Below are 17,544 nucleotides of genomic sequence, written 5' to 3'. Positions count from 1 at the left end.
AATTCCCCGCTACACCCCATTCCCGCAATTGCGTATACGACCTGCTCCCCTCAAGGAGCAGGCCTATGCAAGCCATCGCCCGATTCGACCCCGCGACCTTTCTCGACACCCTCGTCAGCCTCGTCGCTGCCTTTATCCTCGGCGGCCTGATCGGCCTCGAACGCCAGTATCGACAACGCACCGCCGGCTTGCGCACCAACGTGCTGGTGGCGCTGGGCGCGGCGATCTTCGTCGACATGGCGGTGCTGCTCGACGGTGCCACCGGTGCGGTGCGGGTGGTGGCCTATGTGGTGTCGGGCATTGGCTTTCTCGGCGCCGGGGTGATCATGCGCGAAGGCGCCAATGTACGCGGCCTCAACACCGCCGCCACCTTATGGGCGTCGGCGGCGGTAGGTGCCTGTGCCGGTGCCGACCTGATCGCCGAGGCGGTGCTGGGCACGGTGTTCGTGCTGGCGGCCAACACCTTGCTGCGGCCGATCGTCAACAGCATCAACCGCCAGCCGCTGGACGTGATCTCGGCCGAGGTGACCAACAAGGTCTACGTCATCTGCCATCGCCACCATCAGCGCTTTGTGCGCGCCATGCTTGAAGGTGAACTGGAGCGCAGCAACTACCCGGCCCAGGACGTCGATGTGCACGGCTTTGGCGAGGACGACGTGGAGATCGAAGCGACCCTGGCGGTGACCTCGGTGGACGGTGATGAACTGGATGCCCTGGTGGCCCGGCTGGGGACGACGCCATTGGTCATCCAGGCGTTCTGGAGCCCGATTACCACCGATTGATCTCTCGCCAGCTGCGCTGGCTCCTACAGCTGCCGTGCAGGCAACCCGATTTGGCGTAGGAGCCGGCGAAGCTGGCGAGGGCCGCGGCGCATTTCCCCGCCAAGCCACAAATCAAACCGGCCTGCGGCCTCTCGGGGGCTTTGCCCCCTCCCACACCATCTGCAGTCGCTCACACGGTCGGCGTAGCCGGCGTAGCTGGCGAGCGATACGACTGGGGCGGGGTGACGGGCACAAATCGGATTAGCTGCGCCGCCCTGGGGTGCGCTCCATTTTGGCGTAGGAGCCGCCGAAGCTGGCGAGCCCACTCCTCGGGGCAACGCCCCTGACGTTCAAATCAGGAAAAAATCATGCAGGTCGTACTCCCGGTCGCATACAACTTGCCGTCCACATCATAGATGCGGCCCTCGGCCAGCGCGGTGGAGCGGCCCAGGTGCACCACCTTGCCTTCAGCCCGCACCGGCCCGGTCAGCTCGGTCAGTGCGCGCACGTAGCTGATGCGCAAATCCAGCGTGGTGTAGCCCTGGCCCTGCTTGAGGCGGGTATGGATCGCGCAGCCCATGCACGAATCGAGCAGGGTCGCGGCGTAGCCGCCATGCACGCTGCCTAGCGGGTTGTAATGGCGGCCGTCGGGATTGCCCTGAAAGATGAACAATCCTTCGCTCCATTGCACCGGCACGAAATCCATCAGCGTGTTGATCGGCGGCGAGGGCAGTTCGCCGCGGCTGATGCCTTCGAAGAACTGCGCCGGGCTCAGTGCGCTGACCTCGGCCAGGCTGAGGCTGCCAGGCGCGCCGAGGCGCTCGCGGATGGCCTGTTCGGCGGCATGCCATTGGGCGAGGAGGTCGTCGCGGGCGGTGCTGGACATGGACGGATTCCGATGGGAGGAGGGAGAACTCAATAATATGTCGGTCAAAATATAAATCAACCGGGCCATGCGTTTGTTATCCTGCGCGGCCGAAAACATCGAGAAGGTGCGCAGGCCTGCCATGACTGCCAAACCCCTGCTGCTGTCGCGGCCCGACCACAAGACCCTCGGCCTTGCCGCCCTGGGCGGTGCGCTGGAAATCTACGATTTCATCATCTTCGTGTTCTTCGCGCTGACCTTGAGCCAACTATTCTTCCCGCCGCAGATGCCCGAGTGGCTGCGCCTGCTGCAGAGCTTCGGGATCTTCGTCACGGGTTACCTGGCGCGCCCGCTGGGCGGCATCCTGATGGCACATTTCGCCGACCATCTGGGCCGCAAGCGGGTGTTCAGCCTGAGCATCCTGATGATGGCCTTGCCCTGCCTGCTGATCGGGGTCATGCCGACCTACGCCGAGATTGGCTATGTCGCGCCCCTGGTGCTGCTGGCCCTGCGCATCCTGCAGGGCGCGGCGGTGGGGGGTGAGGTGCCCAGTGCCTGGGTGTTCGTCGCCGAGCATGTGCCGGCCGAACGTCGTGGTTACGCCCTGGGCTTTTTGCAGGCCGGGTTGACCTTCGGTTACCTGATCGGCGCGTTGACCGCCACGGCCCTGGCCCAGCTGTTCACCCCCCAGGAGATTCTCGACTACGCCTGGCGCGTACCGTTCCTGCTCGGCGGCGTGTTCGGCCTGATCGGCGTGTACCTGCGCCGCTGGCTCAGCGAAACGCCGGTGTTTCTGGCCTTGCGCGAACGCCGCGAGGCGGTGGTGGAGTTCTCTCTGCGCACGGTGCTGCGCGAGCATCGGGCATCCCTGCTGCCGGCGGTGCTGCTGACTTGCGTGCTGACCTCGGCGGTGGTGGTGTTGGTGGTGATCACCCCGACGGTCATGCAGCAGCGATTTGGCATGACCGCCAGCCATACCTTTGCCTTGAGCAGCCTGGGCATCGTCTTCCTGAATATCGGCTGCGTGCTGGCTGGCCTGCTGGTCGACCGCATCGGCGCCTGGCGCGCCCTGTTGGTGTATAGCCTGCTACTGCCGGTCGGTGTCGGCTTGCTGTACGCCAACCTGATCGGCGGCTGGGGCTGGCCGGGGCTGGCCTATGCCCTGGCCGGGCTGGGCTGCGGTGTGGTCGGCGTGGTGCCGTCGGTGATGGTCGGGTTGTTTCCCGCGCGGATTCGCGTGTCGGGCATCTCGTTCACCTACAACGTCGCCTATGCGTTATGGGCCAGCACCACGCCGCTGCTGCTGATCGCCCTGATGCCGTGGAGCCCCTGGGTGTGTGTGGGGTATTGCGCGGTGATGGGTGGGGTGGGGGTGCTGACCGTGCGGTTGTACAGTCAGAAACTCGGGCGCTTCGCACCCTCCCACGTCCGCTGACCAGCTCGTGGGAGGGGCAAAGCCCCGAGTTTTTGCCTTTATCTAATCCCACTATATGAACACCAAATTTACATATTGAGATAATCCCCGCTTCAGGTTTATAGTCTGCCCTGCACATCGACCCATCCAACAACAAGACAAGGTGAAGCGATGCAGGCGCAATTGATCGCGCTCGACTGGGGCACTTCGTCCCTGCGGGCCTACAAGCTGGGGGCCGGTGGCCAGGTGCTGGAGCAGCGAGCGCTGGGCTACGGCATCATGCAGCTGCCCAGCCAGCCTCGGGAAGTCAACGGCCAGCCGTGCGCCGACGGCTTCGAGCTGGCCTTCGACGAAGCCTGTGGCGACTGGCTGCGGGCCCAGCCCGGCTTGCCGGTGATTGCCTGCGGCATGGTTGGCAGCGCCCAGGGTTGGGTGCAGGCGCCGTACTGCGCCACCCCGGCGCGGGTCGCCGACCTCAGTGCGGCCATGGTGCCGGTGCACAGCGTCAGTGGTGTGACCCTGCAGGTGGTGCCCGGGGTGGTGCAGAACAGCGCCTTGCCCAACGTGATGCGTGGTGAAGAGACCCAGGTGCTCGGCTTGCTGCAAGGCCTGCCGGCCGACAGTCGCAACGACGCCCTGCTGATCGGCCTGCCCGGCAGCCACTCCAAGTGGGTGAGCGTGGTGGAGGGCCGCATCGTCCACTTCGACACCTTCATGACCGGCGAAATCTTCGCCGCCTTGTCCGCTCATACCATTCTCGGCCGTACCCAGGAGCGCAGTGGCGCCTTCGACAGCGTCGCGTTCGAGCGCGGCGTGCAGGTGGCGCAGAGCTGCGACGGCGACATCGGCCCGCTGTCCACCGTGTTCAGCGCGCGCACCCTGGGCCTCACCGGGCAATTGCCGGGCCGTGCGCAACCCGACTACCTCTCCGGCCTGCTGATCGGCCACGAACTGCGCTCGCTCGGCGAAGTGCTGCGTGCTCGCAGCAAGAGCACGCGGCTGCCGGAGGTGATGCTGATCGGCAACGACCAGCTCTGCGAGCGCTACCGCCGTGCGCTGCAGGCCTGCGAATTTCCCGCCGTGGACGTGGCCGCACAGGCCACCGAACGCGGCCTCTGGAGCCTGGCGCTGGCCGCCGGGCTGGTTACCGATCTTACCGACCACTGATCAAGGACCTTTCCATGCTCAAGCAAGCCCTGGCCAGCAATGGCATGATCGCCATCCTGCGCGGCCTGCGCCCCGAAGAGGCGGGCGCCATCGGCGAAGCGTTGTACGCCGCCGGTTTCCGCGTGATCGAGGTGCCGCTCAACTCGCCGCAACCCTATGACAGCATCCGCATCCTGCGCGACAGCCTGCCCGCCGATTGCCTGATCGGCGCGGGCACCGTGCTGACCCCCGAACAGGTCGAGCAGGTCAAGGCCGCTGGCGGCCAGCTGATCGTCATGCCCCACAGCGATGCCCGTGTGCTGCGCGCCGCCAAGGCCGCCGGCCTGCTGCTGGCGCCCGGTGTGGCGACCCCCACCGAGGCCTTTGCCGCCCTGGCTGAAGGCGCCGACGTGCTCAAGCTGTTTCCCGCCGAAATGCTCAACCCCGGTGTGGTCAAGGCCCTGCTCGCGGTGCTGCCCAAGGGCACGCAGCTGATTCCGGTGGGCGGCATCAGTCCGGACAACATGCAGCCGTTCATCGAAGCCGGCGTGGCCGGCTTCGGCCTGGGTTCAGGGCTGTACAAGCCGGGCCTGGGCGTCGCCGAAGTGGCCGAGCGGGCCAAGGCTTATGTGGCCGCGTGGAAAAGCCTGCATTGAATGACAGCGACATCGCGTCCTGCTGAAACAAGAACAAGACACTAGTGAGAGTCCAGACCATGAAAATCACCCAACTGACCACCTATATCGTGCCGCCGCGCTGGTGCTTCCTGAAGATCGAAACCGATGAAGGCGTGACGGGCTGGGGCGAGCCGGTGGTCGAAGGCCGTGCGCACACCGTGGCCGCCGCCGTCGAAGAGCTGGCCGACTACCTGATCGGCAAGGACCCGCGCAACATCGAGGACATCTGGACTGTGCTCTACCGCGGCGGCTTCTACCGCGGTGGTGCGATCCACATGAGCGCCCTGGCCGGCATCGACCAGGCGCTGTGGGACATCAAGGGCAAGGCCCTGGGCGTGTCGGTCAGCGACCTGCTGGGCGGCCAGGTGCGTGATCGCATCCGCGTGTATTCATGGATCGGCGGCGACCGCCCGGCCGACACCGCTCGCGCCGCCAAGGAGGCCGTGTCCCGTGGCTTCACTGCGGTGAAGATGAACGGCACCGAGGAGCTGCAGTTTCTCGACAGCCACGCCAAGGTCGACCTGGCCCTGGCCAATGTCGCCGCCGTGCGTGACGCGGTGGGCCCGCATGTGGGCATCGGTGTGGACTTCCATGGCCGCGTGCACAAACCCATGGCCAAGGTGCTGATGAAGGAGCTCGATGAGTTCAAGCTGATGTTCATCGAAGAGCCGGTGCTCAGTGAAAACTACGAAGCGCTCAAGGAGCTGGCGCCGTTGACCAACACGCCGATCGCCCTGGGCGAGCGCCTGTACTCGCGCTGGGACTTCAAGCGCATCCTCAGCGAAGGCTACGTCGACATCATCCAGCCGGACGCCTCGCACGCCGGCGGCATCACCGAGACCCGCAAGATCGCCAACATGGCCGAAGCCTATGACGTGGCCCTGGCCCTGCATTGCCCGTTGGGCCCGATCGCCCTGGCAGCCTGCCTGCAACTGGACGCGGTCTGCTACAACGCCTTCATCCAGGAGCAGAGCCTGGGCATTCACTACAACGAGAGCAACGACCTGCTCGACTATGTGAAGAAGCCCGAGGTGTTCGATTACCAGGACGGCTTCGTCAAGATTCCCAACGGCCCGGGCCTGGGTATCGAGATCAACGAAGAGTACGTGAAAGAGCGCGCGGCCATCGGCCACCGCTGGCGCAACCCGATCTGGCGCCATGCCGACGGCAGCTTCGCCGAGTGGTGACAGGCGCTTTGTAGGTGTGGGACCGAGCGTGCTAGGGAATCGGTTCATCCCCTTTCCCGAGCAAGCTCGGTCCTGCACCTGCCTGCGAGACACCGCGTGCTGGCGACATCCATTATAAAAAGAGGTTGACCATGTCCACCCACACCCTGGCCGGCGCCGCCACTCTGGCGACGCCCAGCCGCAAGCGTTTTTTCATCATGGTGCTGTTGTTCATTACCGTGGTGATCAACTACCTGGACCGCAGCAACCTGTCGATCGCGGCGCCCGCGCTGACCAGCGACCTGGCCATCGACCCGATCCATGTCGGCCTGGTGTTCTCGGCGTTCGGCTGGACCTACGCGGCGATGCAGATTCCCGGCGGCTGGCTGGTCGACCGCGTGCCACCGCGCATTCTCTACAGCGTGGCCTTGCTGCTGTGGTCGGTGGCCACGGTGATGCTGGGCTTCGTCGGCAGTTTCATCGGCCTGTTCGTCCTGCGGTTGGCCGTGGGCGCCCTCGAGGCGCCGGCCTATCCGATCAACAGCCGGGTGGTCACCACCTGGTTCCCCGAGCGCGAGCGGGCCACGGCGGTGGGCGTGTACACCTCCGGCCAGTTCGTCGGCCTGGCCTTTCTGACGCCGGTGCTGGCCTGGCTGCAGCACGCGTTCGGCTGGCACATGGTGTTCGTCGCCACCGGCGTGCTGGGCATTCTCTGGGCCGTGCTGTGGTACCTGGTGTACCGCGAGCCCCGCGACTTCAAAGGCGCCAACGAGGCTGAAATCCAGCTGATAAGCGAAGGCGGCGGCCTGGTCGACATGCAGACCAGCGCCCGGGCGGTCAAGGCTGGCTTCAGCTGGAAGGACCTGGGCATCGTGCTCACCCAGCGCAAGCTGTGGGGTATCTACATTGGCCAGTTCTGCCTGAACTCGACGCTGTGGTTCTTTCTCACCTGGTTCCCCACCTACCTGGTGAAATACCGCGGCATGGACTTCATCAAGTCCGGGCTGCTGGCCTCGCTGCCGTTTCTGGCGGCCTTCGTCGGCGTGCTGTGCTCGGGGTTCTTCTCCGACTGGCTGATTCGTCGCGGCGCCAGCGTGGGCCTGGCGCGCAAGCTGCCGATCATTGGCGGCCTGCTGATTTCGACCAGCATCATTGGCGCCAACTACGTCAATTCGACCGCGCTGGTGATCACCTGCCTGGCGGTGGCGTTCTTCGGCAACGGCCTGGCATCCATCACCTGGTCGCTGGTCTCGACCCTGGCCCCGGCGCGGCTGCTGGGTCTGACCGGGGGCATGTTCAACTTCATCGGCAACCTGGCGGCGATCACCACGCCGCTGGTGATCGGCTTTCTCGCCAGCGGTGACTCGTTCGCGCCGGCCATCACCTACATCGCCGTGGTGGCGCTGATCGGCGCGCTGTCGTACATCCTGCTGGTGGGCAAGGTGGAGCGCATCGAGCTGTGACTGCATAATGTCGGCTTTTCTGCCTTATCACGCCCAAGGTTCACGCTATGCAGGATGATGCCGCAACGCCCGCCGCCCCCACGGGTACCCAGACCCTGCTGCGCGGTCTGGCGGTGATCCAGGCGGTGGCCGCCGGTGCCCGCGACCTCAAGGAGATCGCCCGGCGCATCGGCACCACCCGCAGCACCACCCACCGCCTGGCCAGCTGCCTGGTCGACGAGCGCTACCTGCGGGTGATGCCGCAAGTGGGCTATCTGCTGGGGCCCCGGCTGATCGAGCTGGGCTTTCAGGCGCGCGAGGAAGTACCGCTCGCTGCCCTGGCCACGCCCTTTCTCGATCGGCTCTCGGCGCTGACCGGCGACACCATTCACCTGGCCGTGCGCGACGGCGACGAAGTGCTGTACCTGCACAAGCTGCCGGGGCGCAACGGCCCGGAAATGCGCTCGCGGGTTGGCCATCGCATGCCCCTGCTGCGCACCGGCATCGGCAAGGCGCTGCTGCTCGACAGCAGCCCGCAGGAGTGGCATCGGCTGTACGAGCTGTGTCAACCGGCCCAGAGCTGGGAAGCAGTGCAGGCGCGCATGCTCGATTACGTCACCGGCCGCTATGCCTTCGACCTGGAAGACAACGAGCCGTCGATCCGCTGCGTGGCCGCCCCGATCCGCGACGCCAGCGGGCAGATCGTCGCCGCGCTGAGCATTGCCAGTACGGTGCCGTACATGTCGCTGGAAAAGATGCAGGGCCTGGTGCCGGTGGCGCAGGAAGCGGCGGCGCGGATCAGCGGGGAGCTGGGGGGAGGGTGACCTGTAAAAGGGCCGTCGTTTCGGACTTTGACTAGCTCATTCCGTGCACCTCTCTTGCCAGCATTTTTTGGCTGGGAGCCATGTGCTATTGTGCGGGCTGAGCGAGAAGACCTTGGCCCGACATGTTGGTCTTTTTCGAAATTCAGTGCAAGTGGTGGCGGACGAGATATAGAAATGCGGCGAGAGCAAGAAGTTGAATCGGTCTATGTCGATAACTTTAAGTCGCTGGTTGAGTTTGATTTGCGTGTTGCAGAGTTCACTTGCTTGGTAGGTTTCAATGGTGCCGGCAAAAGTACAATACTTCAGCTCTTTGATTTTATAGCCAGTTTGTTTCAGGGGGCGCCTGATCGATGGTTGAGTGCTCGGGGTTGGAAGGCCGCCGATTTGACGTTCAAACCGGGTAGAAAGCAGTCTATTACCTTTCAGGTCAAATTTAGGATAGGGAGGGAGTATTATTTCTGGTTGGCCCGATTCAATCGCACGAAGATGGCTTGCACGTTCGAGAATATTAGTCGTTATTCCGATGAGGATCCCGTCACTATATTTCATGCGAACGAAAGAAGCTACCGCCTTGACGACGGTGAGCCAAGGTCAGTGGATTTCAACTTTCTTGGCACGGTTTTTTCTCAGATCAGGCCAGAGGTCTTGGGCCCAGAGTTGTTGGCGATTCGAAATTTCATCAGTGGTTTTCGCTCGCTTGATCTGCTGGCGCCTAACCTCTTGCGTGAACGCTCCCGAGCTGGGGAGCTGCCGGACATTGGGCTGGGCGGGGAAAAGCTTTCTGCGTTTCTCCATGGATTGTCTTCAGAGCAAAGGCAATCAATTGTTCTGGACCTACGTCGCTACTATCCGCAGTTGATCGGCATTCATACTTCCTCAGTAGCGGGGGGATGGATAAAAATTGAGATCGAGGAATCTATTGGTAATGGGGAAAGCTTGAAAACTGAAGCTCGTCACATCAATGATGGTTTCATGCGTCTCCTTGCTATCTCGGCACAACGCTTCAGCGTGAACTCATTTTTGCTTTATGACGAAATTGAAAATGGTGTGAATTCCGAAGTCACTCAAATGCTGGTCGATGCTTTGATTGAGTCGCCCAAGCAGAGTCTGGTTACTACCCACTCCCCGGTGGTCTTGAATTTCTTGACCGATGAGCTGGCGCGGCAGGCAATTGTGTTTGTCTATAAGCGCGCTGATGGCGTAACACGGGCGATTCGTCTATTCGATGTCCCTTCTGCTTCGCGCAAACTCGACTCTCTGTCTCCAGGAGAGGCCATGATTGACATTCCCCAATCAGTCATCGCTGAAGAGGCCGAAGAAATTTTGCGTCTGAGGCGAGAGCGGAGCGAATGATTCGGGCAATTGCTGTCAGCGGCGAGGGCGTTACGGATATTGGCGTCTCGCGCAGAGAATTGGCGGTCAGTGAGGGGGCAGACATTCAGCCTGGTCCTGCCCTCGTTCTGATCTACAAGTTGATCCGTCTCTATTCGCCAGCTTGGTATCAGGAACTGTATGACTGGAATGCAGATATTCCAATCCCTACTTACCTTGTCAGCCGAGGCGAGCGTTCGCGGGTCACCAAGACGCTCAAGCCCAACCTGTTCCAGACGCATCACAACGGGCGCGGTGGTGTGGAGCATGCAAAAGGTGCATGGGCTTTAAGTAAGCTCGCATTGGAGCGCGACGCGAATCTTTGTGTGTACTTTCATGATACTGACGGCACTCAAGCGCTTTTGCGCAAAACCCCCGACTTGCAAGGCATCATCGTCAGCGGCGTGGCCAAAGGGTTTGAAATCCAGAGCATGAGTGGTGTGGCCATGATTCCAAAACCTACGTCCGAGGCATGGTTCATATGCCATGCTAGAAAGCCGCCGTACCAACATTGCCATCTGCTTGAATCCAGTCTCGCGGGCAATCAGGATTCCGAGCATCGTTCGCCGAAGCTTCATTTGGCTCAGCTCCTGGGCCTGCAGGGGGTGACCCGCGATGATTTAGTGGCCTTGGCGCAAGAGGTGGACGTAGACAGGGTTGATATGCCCAGTTTCAACGGTTTCAAGCAGCAGATGAAACTTGCTATCGAGGCTATCTTCAAGAACTAGCGCTGCACATTTGCCATAATCGCCATGTTGTAAGGCCTCTCGGGGTCTTCGACCCCTCCCCACTTCCAGCGGGGGAGGGGCCGCAGGCCGGTTGGCTTACATATTCGGGTAGGTTGGCCCGCCCGAGCCTTCCGGCGCTACCCAGGTGATGTTCTGCGAAGGGTCCTTGATGTCGCAGGTCTTGCAGTGCACGCAGTTCTGCGCGTTGATCTGGAAGCGTTTCTCGCCGTCCTCCTGCGTTACCACCTCATACACCCCGGCCGGGCAGTAGCGTTGCGCCGGTTCGTCGTACAGCGGCAGGTTCTTGCTGATCGGAATGCTCGGGTCGGTCAACTTGAGGTGGCAGGGCTGTTCTTCCTCATGGTTGGTGCTGGAGAGGAACACCGAGCTCAGCTTGTCGAAGCTCAGCTTGCCGTCGGGTTTGGGGTAGTCGATCTTTTTCGACTCGCTCGCCAGCTTCATGCAGGCGTAGTCGGGTTTGGTGTCGTGCAGGGTGAAGGGCAGCTTGCCCTTGAACCAGTTCTGGTCGACATAGTTGAACGCGCCACCGAGCAGCGCGCCCCACTTGTGCAGGGCCGGGCCGAAGTTGCGGCTGGCGAACAGTTCGTCATGCAGCCAGCTGGCCTTGAAGGCGTCGACATAGCCGCTGAGCAGGTCGCCGCCCTCACGGCCGGCGGCCAATGCCTCGGCCACCGCGTCGGCGGCGAGCATGCCGGACTTCATGGCGGTGTGGCTGCCCTTGATCTTGGAGAAGTTCAGGGTGCCCAGGTCGCAGCCGATCAGCGCGCCGCCGGCAAAGACCATTTTGGGCAGCGAGTTCAGGCCGCCTTTGCAGATGGCCCGGGCGCCGTAGCTGACGCGCTTGCCGCCTTCCAGGTACTGGCTGATCACCGGGTGGTGCTTGAGCCGCTGGAACTCGTCGAACGGCGACAGGTACGGGTTGGCGTAGGACAGGTCGACGATCAGGCCGACCACCACCTGGTTGTTTTCCAGGTGATAGAGGAACGAGCCCCCGGTGTTTTCGTGGCCCATGATTTCCAGCGGCCAGCCGGCGGTGTGTACCACCAGGCCCGGTTGATGCTTGGCCGGGTCGATGTCCCAGATTTCCTTGAGGCCGATGCCGTAGTGCTGGGCGTCGGCGTCGCTGTCCAGGTTGTAGCGCTTGATCAGCTGCTTGCCGATGTGCCCGCGGCAGCCTTCGGCAAACAGTGTGTACTTGCCGCGCAGTTCCATGCCGGGGGTGTACAGGCCGTCCTTGGGGTGGCCTTCGCGGTCCACGCCCATGTCGCCGGTGACGATGCCGCGCACCGCGCCCTGCTCGTCGATCAGCGCTTCCTGGGCGGCGAAGCCGGGGTAGATCTCCACGCCCAGGTTCTCGGCCTGCTGGGCCAGCCAACGGCACAGGTTGCCCAGTGAGATGATGTAGTTGCCGTGGTTGTGCATGGTGTGCGGGACGAAGGCATCCGGCACCTTGCTGGCACTGTCGGCGCTCTTGAGCACATAGATGTCGTCACGGCTGACCGGGGTGTTGAGCGGCGCGCCGAGTTCTTTCCAGTCGGGGAACAGCTCGTCGAGGGCGCGCGGCTCGAACACGGCGCCGGAGAGGATGTGCGCACCCACTTCGGAGCCTTTTTCCACCACGCAGACGCTGATTTCGCTGCCGGCTTGGGCGGCCTTCTGCTTCAGGCGGCAGGCGGCAGACAGGCCAGCGGGGCCTGCCCCGACGATGACCACGTCGAATTCCATAAATTCGCGTTCCACAGGTTTTCTCCTACCAGGCTCATCAGGCCTTTTTCTAATGGGTGTCACCAGCGTCGCACGCAGGCATGCGGGCGCTTTTGCTCAGGCGGCGCATTATATCTACACCACCGGGAGGGTCCAATACAAACGTTTGTTTGAATTATCCGCAGGGCAGGTAAACCGCAGTGGGCAAGGGCGTGACCGGTGGGTTCCGCGTATTGACCCGCTGTAGTGATGCGGTCAAGATACGGTCGGTTTTGCGTATGACATTGCTCATTCGCGACAGCCAGGAGCCCCTGTAAAAGCAAGGCCAAGGCCGCTGTCGGCAAGTTTCGGACACTATTGTCGTGGAGTTTACACGGGGCGACCCCCTTCACGCACGGCCTGCCGCGTTTTTACAGGTGCCCTTGGGCCAACGAACGACGCCTGCGGGCGACTTTCTTTTCACCGGAAAGTAACGAGGAATCCATGAAGGTTCTTGTAGCTGTCAAACGAGTGGTTGATTACAACGTCAAGGTTCGCGTCAAGGCGGACAACTCCGGCGTCGACCTGGCCAACGTCAAGATGTCGATGAACCCGTTCTGCGAGATCGCCGTCGAAGAGGCCGTGCGCCTGAAAGAGAAGGGCGTGGCCAGCGAGATCGTCGTGGTCACCGTAGGCCCGGCCACCGCTCAGGAGCAACTGCGCACCGCTCTGGCATTGGGTGCCGACCGCGCCATCCTGATCGAGCACGGCGAAGAGCTGACCTCACTGGCGGTGGCCAAGCTGCTCAAGGCCGTGGTCGACAAGGAGCAGCCGCAGCTGGTGATTCTCGGCAAGCAGGCGATCGACAGCGACAACAATCAGACCGGCCAGATGCTGGCGGCACTGAGCGGCTACGCCCAGGGCACCTTCGCCTCCAAGGTCGAAGTCAACGGCGACAAGGTCAACGTCACGCGCGAAGTCGACGACGGCCTGCAGACCGTGGCCCTGAACCTGCCGGCCATCGTCACCACTGACCTGCGCCTGAACGAGCCACGCTACGCTTCCTTGCCCAACATCATGAAGGCCAAGAAGAAGCCGCTGGAAACCGTCACCCCTGAAGCGCTGGGCGTGTCGGTGGCTTCCACCAACAAGACGCTGAAGGTCGAGGCGCCGGCTGTACGCAGCGCTGGCATCAAGGTCAAGTCGGTGGCTGAACTGGTCGAGAAACTGAAAAACGAAGCGAAGGTGATCTGATCATGACTATTCTGGTTATCGCTGATTATGTAACCGAAGGGCAGGTCAACACCGCCGTTGCACCGTCCACCCTCAACACCGTCGCGGCTGCTGCCAAAATCGGCGGCGACGTGCACGTGCTGGTCGTCGGCCAGGGCGTCGACAGCGTGGCCCAGGCTGCCGCGAAAATCGCCGGCGTGGCCAAAGTGCTGGTGGCCGACAACGCCGCCTACGCGCACCAGCTGCCCGAGAACGTCGCGCCGCTGGTCGTCGAGCTGGCCTCGGGCTACAGCCACGTGCTGGCCGCTGCCACCGCCAACGGCAAGAACATCCTGCCGCGCGTGGCTGCCCAGCTGGACGTCGACCAGATCTCCGAGATCGTTTCGGTGGAATCGGCCGACACCTTCAAGCGTCCGATCTATGCCGGCAACGCCATTGCCACCGTGCAATCGACCGCGCCCATCAAGGTCATCACCGTGCGCGCCACGGGTTTTGACGCCGTCGCCGCCGAAGGTGGTTCGGCTGCCGTTGAAGCCGTGGCTGCTGCGCACAATGTCGGCAAGTCGTCCTTCGTGGGCGAAGAGCTGGCCAAGTCCGATCGCCCTGAACTGACCGCCGCCAAGATCGTCGTATCCGGCGGCCGTGGCATGCAGAACGGTGACAACTTCAAGCACCTGTACGCCCTGGCCGACAAGCTTGGCGCTGCCGTCGGTGCCTCGCGCGCCGCCGTCGACGCGGGCTTCGTGCCCAACGACATGCAGGTCGGCCAGACCGGCAAGATCGTCGCGCCGCAGCTGTACATCGCCGTCGGCATTTCCGGTGCCATCCAGCACCTGGCGGGCATGAAGGACTCCAAGGTGATCGTTGCGATCAACAAGGACGAAGAAGCGCCGATCTTCCAGGTGGCCGACTACGGCCTGGTGGCGGATCTGTTCGAGGCTGTGCCCGAGCTCGAAAAACTGGTCTGATTGCCTCCCGGGGAATCACCGAAGCCGGCCGCAAGGCCGGCTTTTTATTATCCACCGCTTGGCTTCAAGCTCCGCCACATCGCACCACCCTTTGCATCGCAGGGAACTGCCCCGGTACACTTCACAACTGTACGGTCCGCAATCCGCCCGAGTCAGCGCCCATGACCAGCCTCCTGCTTTACCAGCGCATCGCCCAGCAACTGGCCGAAGACATTCGCCGGGGTGTCTACCAGCCCGGTGAAAAAGTGCCGTCGGTGCGCAAGATGAGCTCGCAGCTCAATGTCAGCCATGCCACGGTGCTGCAGGCCTATGCCAACCTCGAAGACCAGGGCCTGATCCGTGCGCGGCCGCAGTCGGGCTACTACGTGCACCAGACGCCGGCGCTGACGGCGGCGACCCCGGATATCGCCCGGGTCGAACGGCCGGGCCTGGTCACCCGTGGCAGTATCATCCAGCAGGTGCTCGACGAGTCGCGGCGAGACGGCGTGTTCCCGCTGGGCGCGGCCACCCCGCGGGTCGATTACCTGCCGGTCAGGGCGCTGCACCAGCAGATCGCCAAGGTCACCCGTTTCCAGAGCCCGCGGGCGTTCAGCTACATGTTCAGCCCCGGTTTCGAGCCATTGCGCCGGCAGGTGGCGATCCGCATGCGCGACGCCGGAGTGGTGGTCGATCCCTCGGAGATCGTCATCACCCATGGCTGCGTCGACGCCCTGCAGATGGCCCTGCGCGTGCTGACCCGCCCCGGCGACCTGATCGCCGCCGAGTCGCCGACCTATTACGGGCTGTTGCAACTGGCCGACCTGCTCGGGCTCAAGGTCATCGAAATCCCCAGCGACCCTACCACCGGCATCAGTCTTGAAGCCCTGCAGCTGGCGGCCAACCAGTGGTCGATCAAGGCCCTGGTGCTGACCCCGCGGCTGAGCAATCCGCTGGGCGGGACCATGCCCGAGGAGCGCATGAAGCAGCTGCTGCGCCTGGTCGCCGACTTCGACATCCAGGTGGTGGAAGACGATATCTATGGCGAACTGATGTTCGAGCAGGGCAAGACCAAGGCGCTGAAGGCCTACGACCGCCTGGGCCAGGTGCTGTACTGCTCGAGTTTCTCCAAGACGCTGTCGCCCGGGGTACGCATCGGCTGGATGGTGGCCGGCAAGTTCCAGGCGCAGATCCAGCGCCTGCAGACCTTCACCACCCATTCGGCGTGCAGCGTGACCCAGATGGGCATTGCCAGTTATCTGGAAAACGGCGGCTATGATCGCCACCTGCGCTTCATTCGCCAGGAATACCGCAAGAATCTCAGCGCCTATCAGTTGGCGGCCCAGCAGTACTTCCCTGAAGGCACGCAGATCACCCGGCCCAGCGGCGGTTTCATCCTATGGTTGAGCCTGCCCGAGCGGGTCAACACCCAGGAGCTGCACGTGCGGGCCCTGGAGCAGGGCATCAGCATCGCCCCGGGGCTGATTTTCAGCAATACCGAGCAGTTCAACCACTGTATTCGCCTCAATTGCGGTATCCCGTGGAACCGCGAGGCTGAACGCGCACTCATGACTTTAGGGATGCTGGCCAGTCAGCTGTGCCAGGAGGTGGCTTCCGGGCACAGCCTGTCCGACATTCTGTATTGATCGTCTTTACCTAAGGTTTACCGATGTGGCGCCAGCTGGCTCTTGTCAAGCGTCGCGCATGCGGTGAGCATATGAGTCATCTGCTTGAGTCGCCTGCCATCTATGACCGCCTTGCGTTGTGTTGTTGTGCTGCTGTTGGGTCTCGCTACGCCATTTGCCAGCGTGAGTGCGGCTACGCCTGCCACGGATGCGGCGCCTGCGGCCAAGAGCACGCCGGCCAAGTCAGCGGCGGCCAAGCCCGCCGCACACAAGACGCCGGCTGCCAAGTCGAAGAAGGCCACCGCTGCCAGCAAGACCAAGGCGCGCAAGGAGGCCGATGCCATCGCCGCGCCAGTCCCCGAGGCCAAGCTGGACCTCAGCCTGCCCACCGATGTGGTGAAAAACCTGCAGGCCCCCGGGCAAAAGGCCGCTAAGCCGATCCACGACGGCTATCTGCCGCAGCTGTTTCCCGACAAGAAATCCGAAGACTCCTTTCAGCTCAACGGTCGCCTGTTGAGCAATGAAATGCAGCTGCAACTGCGCAACGAAGAAGCACGCAAGGTCGAGGGCGCTGCGCTGGACTTCGAATTCAAGCAGTGAGCCGATGACCGGCCGGTCAGTCAGACTTCATCGAAAATCTGCCTGCGACAATTTCAAACGCCTGTTTTAGCGGGTAACATCGACCTGCGTTTCCTGCCGAGGATGCTTGACCATGAATTGCCGTGAAGGCTGCGGCGCCTGCTGCATCGCTCCATCCATCAGCAGCCCCATCCCTGGTATGCCCGACGGCAAGCCAGCCGGGGTGCGTTGCGTGCAACTGAGCCCGGGCAACCTCTGCCAGCTGTTCGGCCTGCCCGAGCGCCCGGCGGTGTGCGGCCAGTTTCAGGCCGACCCGGATGTGTGCGGTGCCAGCGACGAGCAGGCGCTGAGCTTGCTCACATGGTGGGAGCAGGCCACGGCGGTGGCGTAGTGAAACAGGCAGGCATAAACCCGATTAGAGATCGATCGACCAGACAATAAGGATAACGACCATGGCATCGCTTCATCGAATGGCTGTTGCAACCACCCTGGCATTGCCTCTTCTGCTGGCCGGTGCGGCGCAGGCGGAAGACTGGCAGACGGCCAAGGATGCCGACGGCATCAAGGTGTCCTTGAGCGATGTACCGGGCTCGGCCTACAAGGCCTATCGCGGCGAGACGCTGATCCAGGCCAGCGTGGCCAAGATTCGCGCGCTGCAGGAAGATGTGGTGGGTGCCTGCACCTGGATTCACGAATGTAAGCAGCAGAAGTTGCTCAAGACCACTGGCGACGAAGCCTGGACCTACACCCAGTTCAATACGCCCTGGCCGGTCACGCCGCGAGATTCGGTGCTGCATGTGACCAATTCGATCGGTACAGATGGCACCGTCACCCGCAACCTCGAGGGTGTACCGACCTACCTGCCTGAAGAAAAGGGATTCGTGCGGGTCACCGAGGTCAAGGGCTTCTGGAAGCTGACCCCCAAAGGTCCCGATAGCACCCAGGTGACCTATCAGGTGCACACCGAGCCAGGCGGCAGCGTGCCGTCGTTCGTTGCCAACAAGTTTGTGGTCGACGCGCCGTTCAATACCTTGAAGGCATTGAAGCAGCGGGCCGAGCAGTGAT

Annotated in this window: 17 protein-coding genes; 15 read left to right on the top strand and 2 right to left on the bottom strand. The window is 62.9% G+C overall.

Features of this window, described 5'->3' with window-relative positions; all coding sequences use genetic code 11:
- The first annotated feature begins 65 nt into the window (after positions 1-65).
- Positions 66-782, top strand: coding sequence for an MgtC/SapB family protein (locus SFA35_RS18570; RefSeq protein ID WP_320571992.1), 717 nt, complete (start codon positions 66-68; stop codon positions 780-782).
- Positions 783-1,116: 334 nt separating this feature from the next.
- Here the strand turns inward: SFA35_RS18570 and SFA35_RS18565 are convergent, their stop codons facing one another.
- On the bottom strand, positions 1,117-1,647 hold the full coding sequence (locus tag SFA35_RS18565) for a PaaI family thioesterase (RefSeq protein ID WP_320571991.1): 531 nt from the start codon (positions 1,645-1,647) through the stop codon (positions 1,117-1,119).
- Positions 1,648-1,768: 121 nt separating this feature from the next.
- On the opposite strand from SFA35_RS18565, the gene SFA35_RS18560 reads away from it, so the two are divergent.
- From SFA35_RS18560 to SFA35_RS18525, 8 genes are all read left to right on the top strand, one after another.
- Entirely contained in the window at positions 1,769-3,061 is a 1,293-nt protein-coding gene (locus SFA35_RS18560; RefSeq protein WP_320571990.1) for an MFS transporter, read from the top strand.
- Positions 3,062-3,211: 150 nt separating this feature from the next.
- Complete coding sequence (locus SFA35_RS18555; protein WP_320571989.1) at positions 3,212-4,207, top strand: 2-dehydro-3-deoxygalactonokinase; 996 nt, start codon at positions 3,212-3,214, stop codon at positions 4,205-4,207.
- Positions 4,208-4,221: 14 nt separating this feature from the next.
- Positions 4,222-4,842, top strand: a complete 621-nt coding sequence (locus tag SFA35_RS18550; RefSeq protein ID WP_320571988.1) for a 2-dehydro-3-deoxy-6-phosphogalactonate aldolase — start codon at positions 4,222-4,224, stop codon at positions 4,840-4,842.
- A gap of 59 nt (positions 4,843-4,901) precedes the next feature.
- Positions 4,902-6,050 carry a galactonate dehydratase gene (gene dgoD, locus SFA35_RS18545; RefSeq protein ID WP_320571987.1) on the top strand — a complete coding sequence of 383 codons (1,149 nt, stop codon included), beginning with the start codon at positions 4,902-4,904 and terminating at the stop codon, positions 6,048-6,050.
- A gap of 131 nt (positions 6,051-6,181) precedes the next feature.
- On the top strand, positions 6,182-7,492 hold the full coding sequence (locus tag SFA35_RS18540) for an MFS transporter (protein ID WP_320571986.1): 1,311 nt from the start codon (positions 6,182-6,184) through the stop codon (positions 7,490-7,492).
- A gap of 47 nt (positions 7,493-7,539) precedes the next feature.
- Positions 7,540-8,295, top strand: coding sequence for an IclR family transcriptional regulator (locus tag SFA35_RS18535; protein ID WP_320571985.1), 756 nt, complete (start codon positions 7,540-7,542; stop codon positions 8,293-8,295).
- 174 nt (positions 8,296-8,469) lie between these two features.
- On the top strand, positions 8,470-9,648 hold the full coding sequence (locus tag SFA35_RS18530) for an AAA family ATPase (RefSeq protein ID WP_320571984.1): 1,179 nt from the start codon (positions 8,470-8,472) through the stop codon (positions 9,646-9,648).
- Positions 9,645-10,394 (top strand): hypothetical protein, encoded by a 750-nt coding sequence (locus tag SFA35_RS18525; RefSeq protein WP_320571983.1) that lies wholly within the window; start codon positions 9,645-9,647, stop codon positions 10,392-10,394. Before SFA35_RS18530 ends, SFA35_RS18525 begins: the two co-directional genes overlap by 4 nt.
- Positions 10,395-10,490: 96 nt before the next feature.
- Here the strand turns inward: SFA35_RS18525 and SFA35_RS18520 are convergent, their stop codons facing one another.
- Entirely contained in the window at positions 10,491-12,155 is a 1,665-nt protein-coding gene (locus SFA35_RS18520; protein ID WP_320571982.1) for an electron transfer flavoprotein-ubiquinone oxidoreductase, read from the bottom strand.
- Positions 12,156-12,602: 447 nt separating this feature from the next.
- Here SFA35_RS18520 and SFA35_RS18515 point away from each other — a divergent pair, with 447 nt between their 5' ends.
- From SFA35_RS18515 to SFA35_RS18490, 6 genes are all read left to right on the top strand, one after another.
- Positions 12,603-13,352, top strand: a complete 750-nt coding sequence (locus tag SFA35_RS18515) for an electron transfer flavoprotein subunit beta/FixA family protein (RefSeq protein ID WP_320571981.1) — start codon at positions 12,603-12,605, stop codon at positions 13,350-13,352.
- 2 nt (positions 13,353-13,354) lie between these two features.
- The gene (locus SFA35_RS18510; RefSeq protein ID WP_320571980.1) at positions 13,355-14,299 is read left to right on the top strand and encodes an electron transfer flavoprotein subunit alpha/FixB family protein; all 945 of its coding nucleotides are present in this window, start codon (positions 13,355-13,357) and stop codon (positions 14,297-14,299) included.
- Between the two features lie 161 nt (positions 14,300-14,460).
- Positions 14,461-15,921: a PLP-dependent aminotransferase family protein gene (locus SFA35_RS18505; RefSeq protein ID WP_320571979.1), complete on the top strand. Its 1,461-nt coding sequence runs from the start codon at positions 14,461-14,463 to the stop codon at positions 15,919-15,921.
- A 102-nt stretch (positions 15,922-16,023) separates the two neighbouring features.
- Positions 16,024-16,500, top strand: a complete 477-nt coding sequence (locus SFA35_RS18500) for a translation initiation factor 2 (RefSeq protein ID WP_320571978.1) — start codon at positions 16,024-16,026, stop codon at positions 16,498-16,500.
- A gap of 112 nt (positions 16,501-16,612) precedes the next feature.
- Positions 16,613-16,870, top strand: a complete 258-nt coding sequence (locus tag SFA35_RS18495) for a YkgJ family cysteine cluster protein (RefSeq protein ID WP_320571977.1) — start codon at positions 16,613-16,615, stop codon at positions 16,868-16,870.
- A gap of 61 nt (positions 16,871-16,931) precedes the next feature.
- The gene (locus SFA35_RS18490) at positions 16,932-17,543 is read left to right on the top strand and encodes an START domain-containing protein (protein ID WP_320571976.1); all 612 of its coding nucleotides are present in this window, start codon (positions 16,932-16,934) and stop codon (positions 17,541-17,543) included.
- Position 17,544: the final 1 nt, after the last annotated feature.

Origin of the sequence: Pseudomonas sp. HR96 (assembly GCF_034059295.1) — a bacterium.
Lineage (GTDB): Bacteria > Pseudomonadota > Gammaproteobacteria > Pseudomonadales > Pseudomonadaceae > Aquipseudomonas.
This window is presented reverse-complemented; position numbering and strand designations above follow the sequence as displayed.

Bases quoted from the DNA above. Each gene is read 5' to 3' on its own strand.
- SFA35_RS18535 (WP_320571985.1), top strand. From the start codon at position 7,540: ATGCAGGATGATGCCGCAACGCCCGCCGCCCCCACGGGTACCCAGACC.
- SFA35_RS18530 (WP_320571984.1), top strand. From the start codon at position 8,470: ATGCGGCGAGAGCAAGAAGTTGAATCGGTCTATGTCGATAACTTTAAG.
- SFA35_RS18510 (WP_320571980.1), top strand. From the start codon at position 13,355: ATGACTATTCTGGTTATCGCTGATTATGTAACCGAAGGGCAGGTCAAC.
- dgoD (WP_320571987.1), top strand. From the start codon at position 4,902: ATGAAAATCACCCAACTGACCACCTATATCGTGCCGCCGCGCTGGTGC.
- SFA35_RS18490 (WP_320571976.1), top strand. From the start codon at position 16,932: ATGGCATCGCTTCATCGAATGGCTGTTGCAACCACCCTGGCATTGCCT.
- SFA35_RS18570 (WP_320571992.1), top strand. From the start codon at position 66: ATGCAAGCCATCGCCCGATTCGACCCCGCGACCTTTCTCGACACCCTC.
- SFA35_RS18540 (WP_320571986.1), top strand. From the start codon at position 6,182: ATGTCCACCCACACCCTGGCCGGCGCCGCCACTCTGGCGACGCCCAGC.
- SFA35_RS18550 (WP_320571988.1), top strand. From the start codon at position 4,222: ATGCTCAAGCAAGCCCTGGCCAGCAATGGCATGATCGCCATCCTGCGC.
- SFA35_RS18525 (WP_320571983.1), top strand. From the start codon at position 9,645: ATGATTCGGGCAATTGCTGTCAGCGGCGAGGGCGTTACGGATATTGGC.
- SFA35_RS18565 (WP_320571991.1), bottom strand. From the start codon at position 1,647: ATGTCCAGCACCGCCCGCGACGACCTCCTCGCCCAATGGCATGCCGCC.
- SFA35_RS18560 (WP_320571990.1), top strand. From the start codon at position 1,769: ATGACTGCCAAACCCCTGCTGCTGTCGCGGCCCGACCACAAGACCCTC.
- SFA35_RS18495 (WP_320571977.1), top strand. From the start codon at position 16,613: ATGAATTGCCGTGAAGGCTGCGGCGCCTGCTGCATCGCTCCATCCATC.
- SFA35_RS18500 (WP_320571978.1), top strand. From the start codon at position 16,024: ATGACCGCCTTGCGTTGTGTTGTTGTGCTGCTGTTGGGTCTCGCTACG.
- SFA35_RS18555 (WP_320571989.1), top strand. From the start codon at position 3,212: ATGCAGGCGCAATTGATCGCGCTCGACTGGGGCACTTCGTCCCTGCGG.
- SFA35_RS18515 (WP_320571981.1), top strand. From the start codon at position 12,603: ATGAAGGTTCTTGTAGCTGTCAAACGAGTGGTTGATTACAACGTCAAG.
- SFA35_RS18505 (WP_320571979.1), top strand. From the start codon at position 14,461: ATGACCAGCCTCCTGCTTTACCAGCGCATCGCCCAGCAACTGGCCGAA.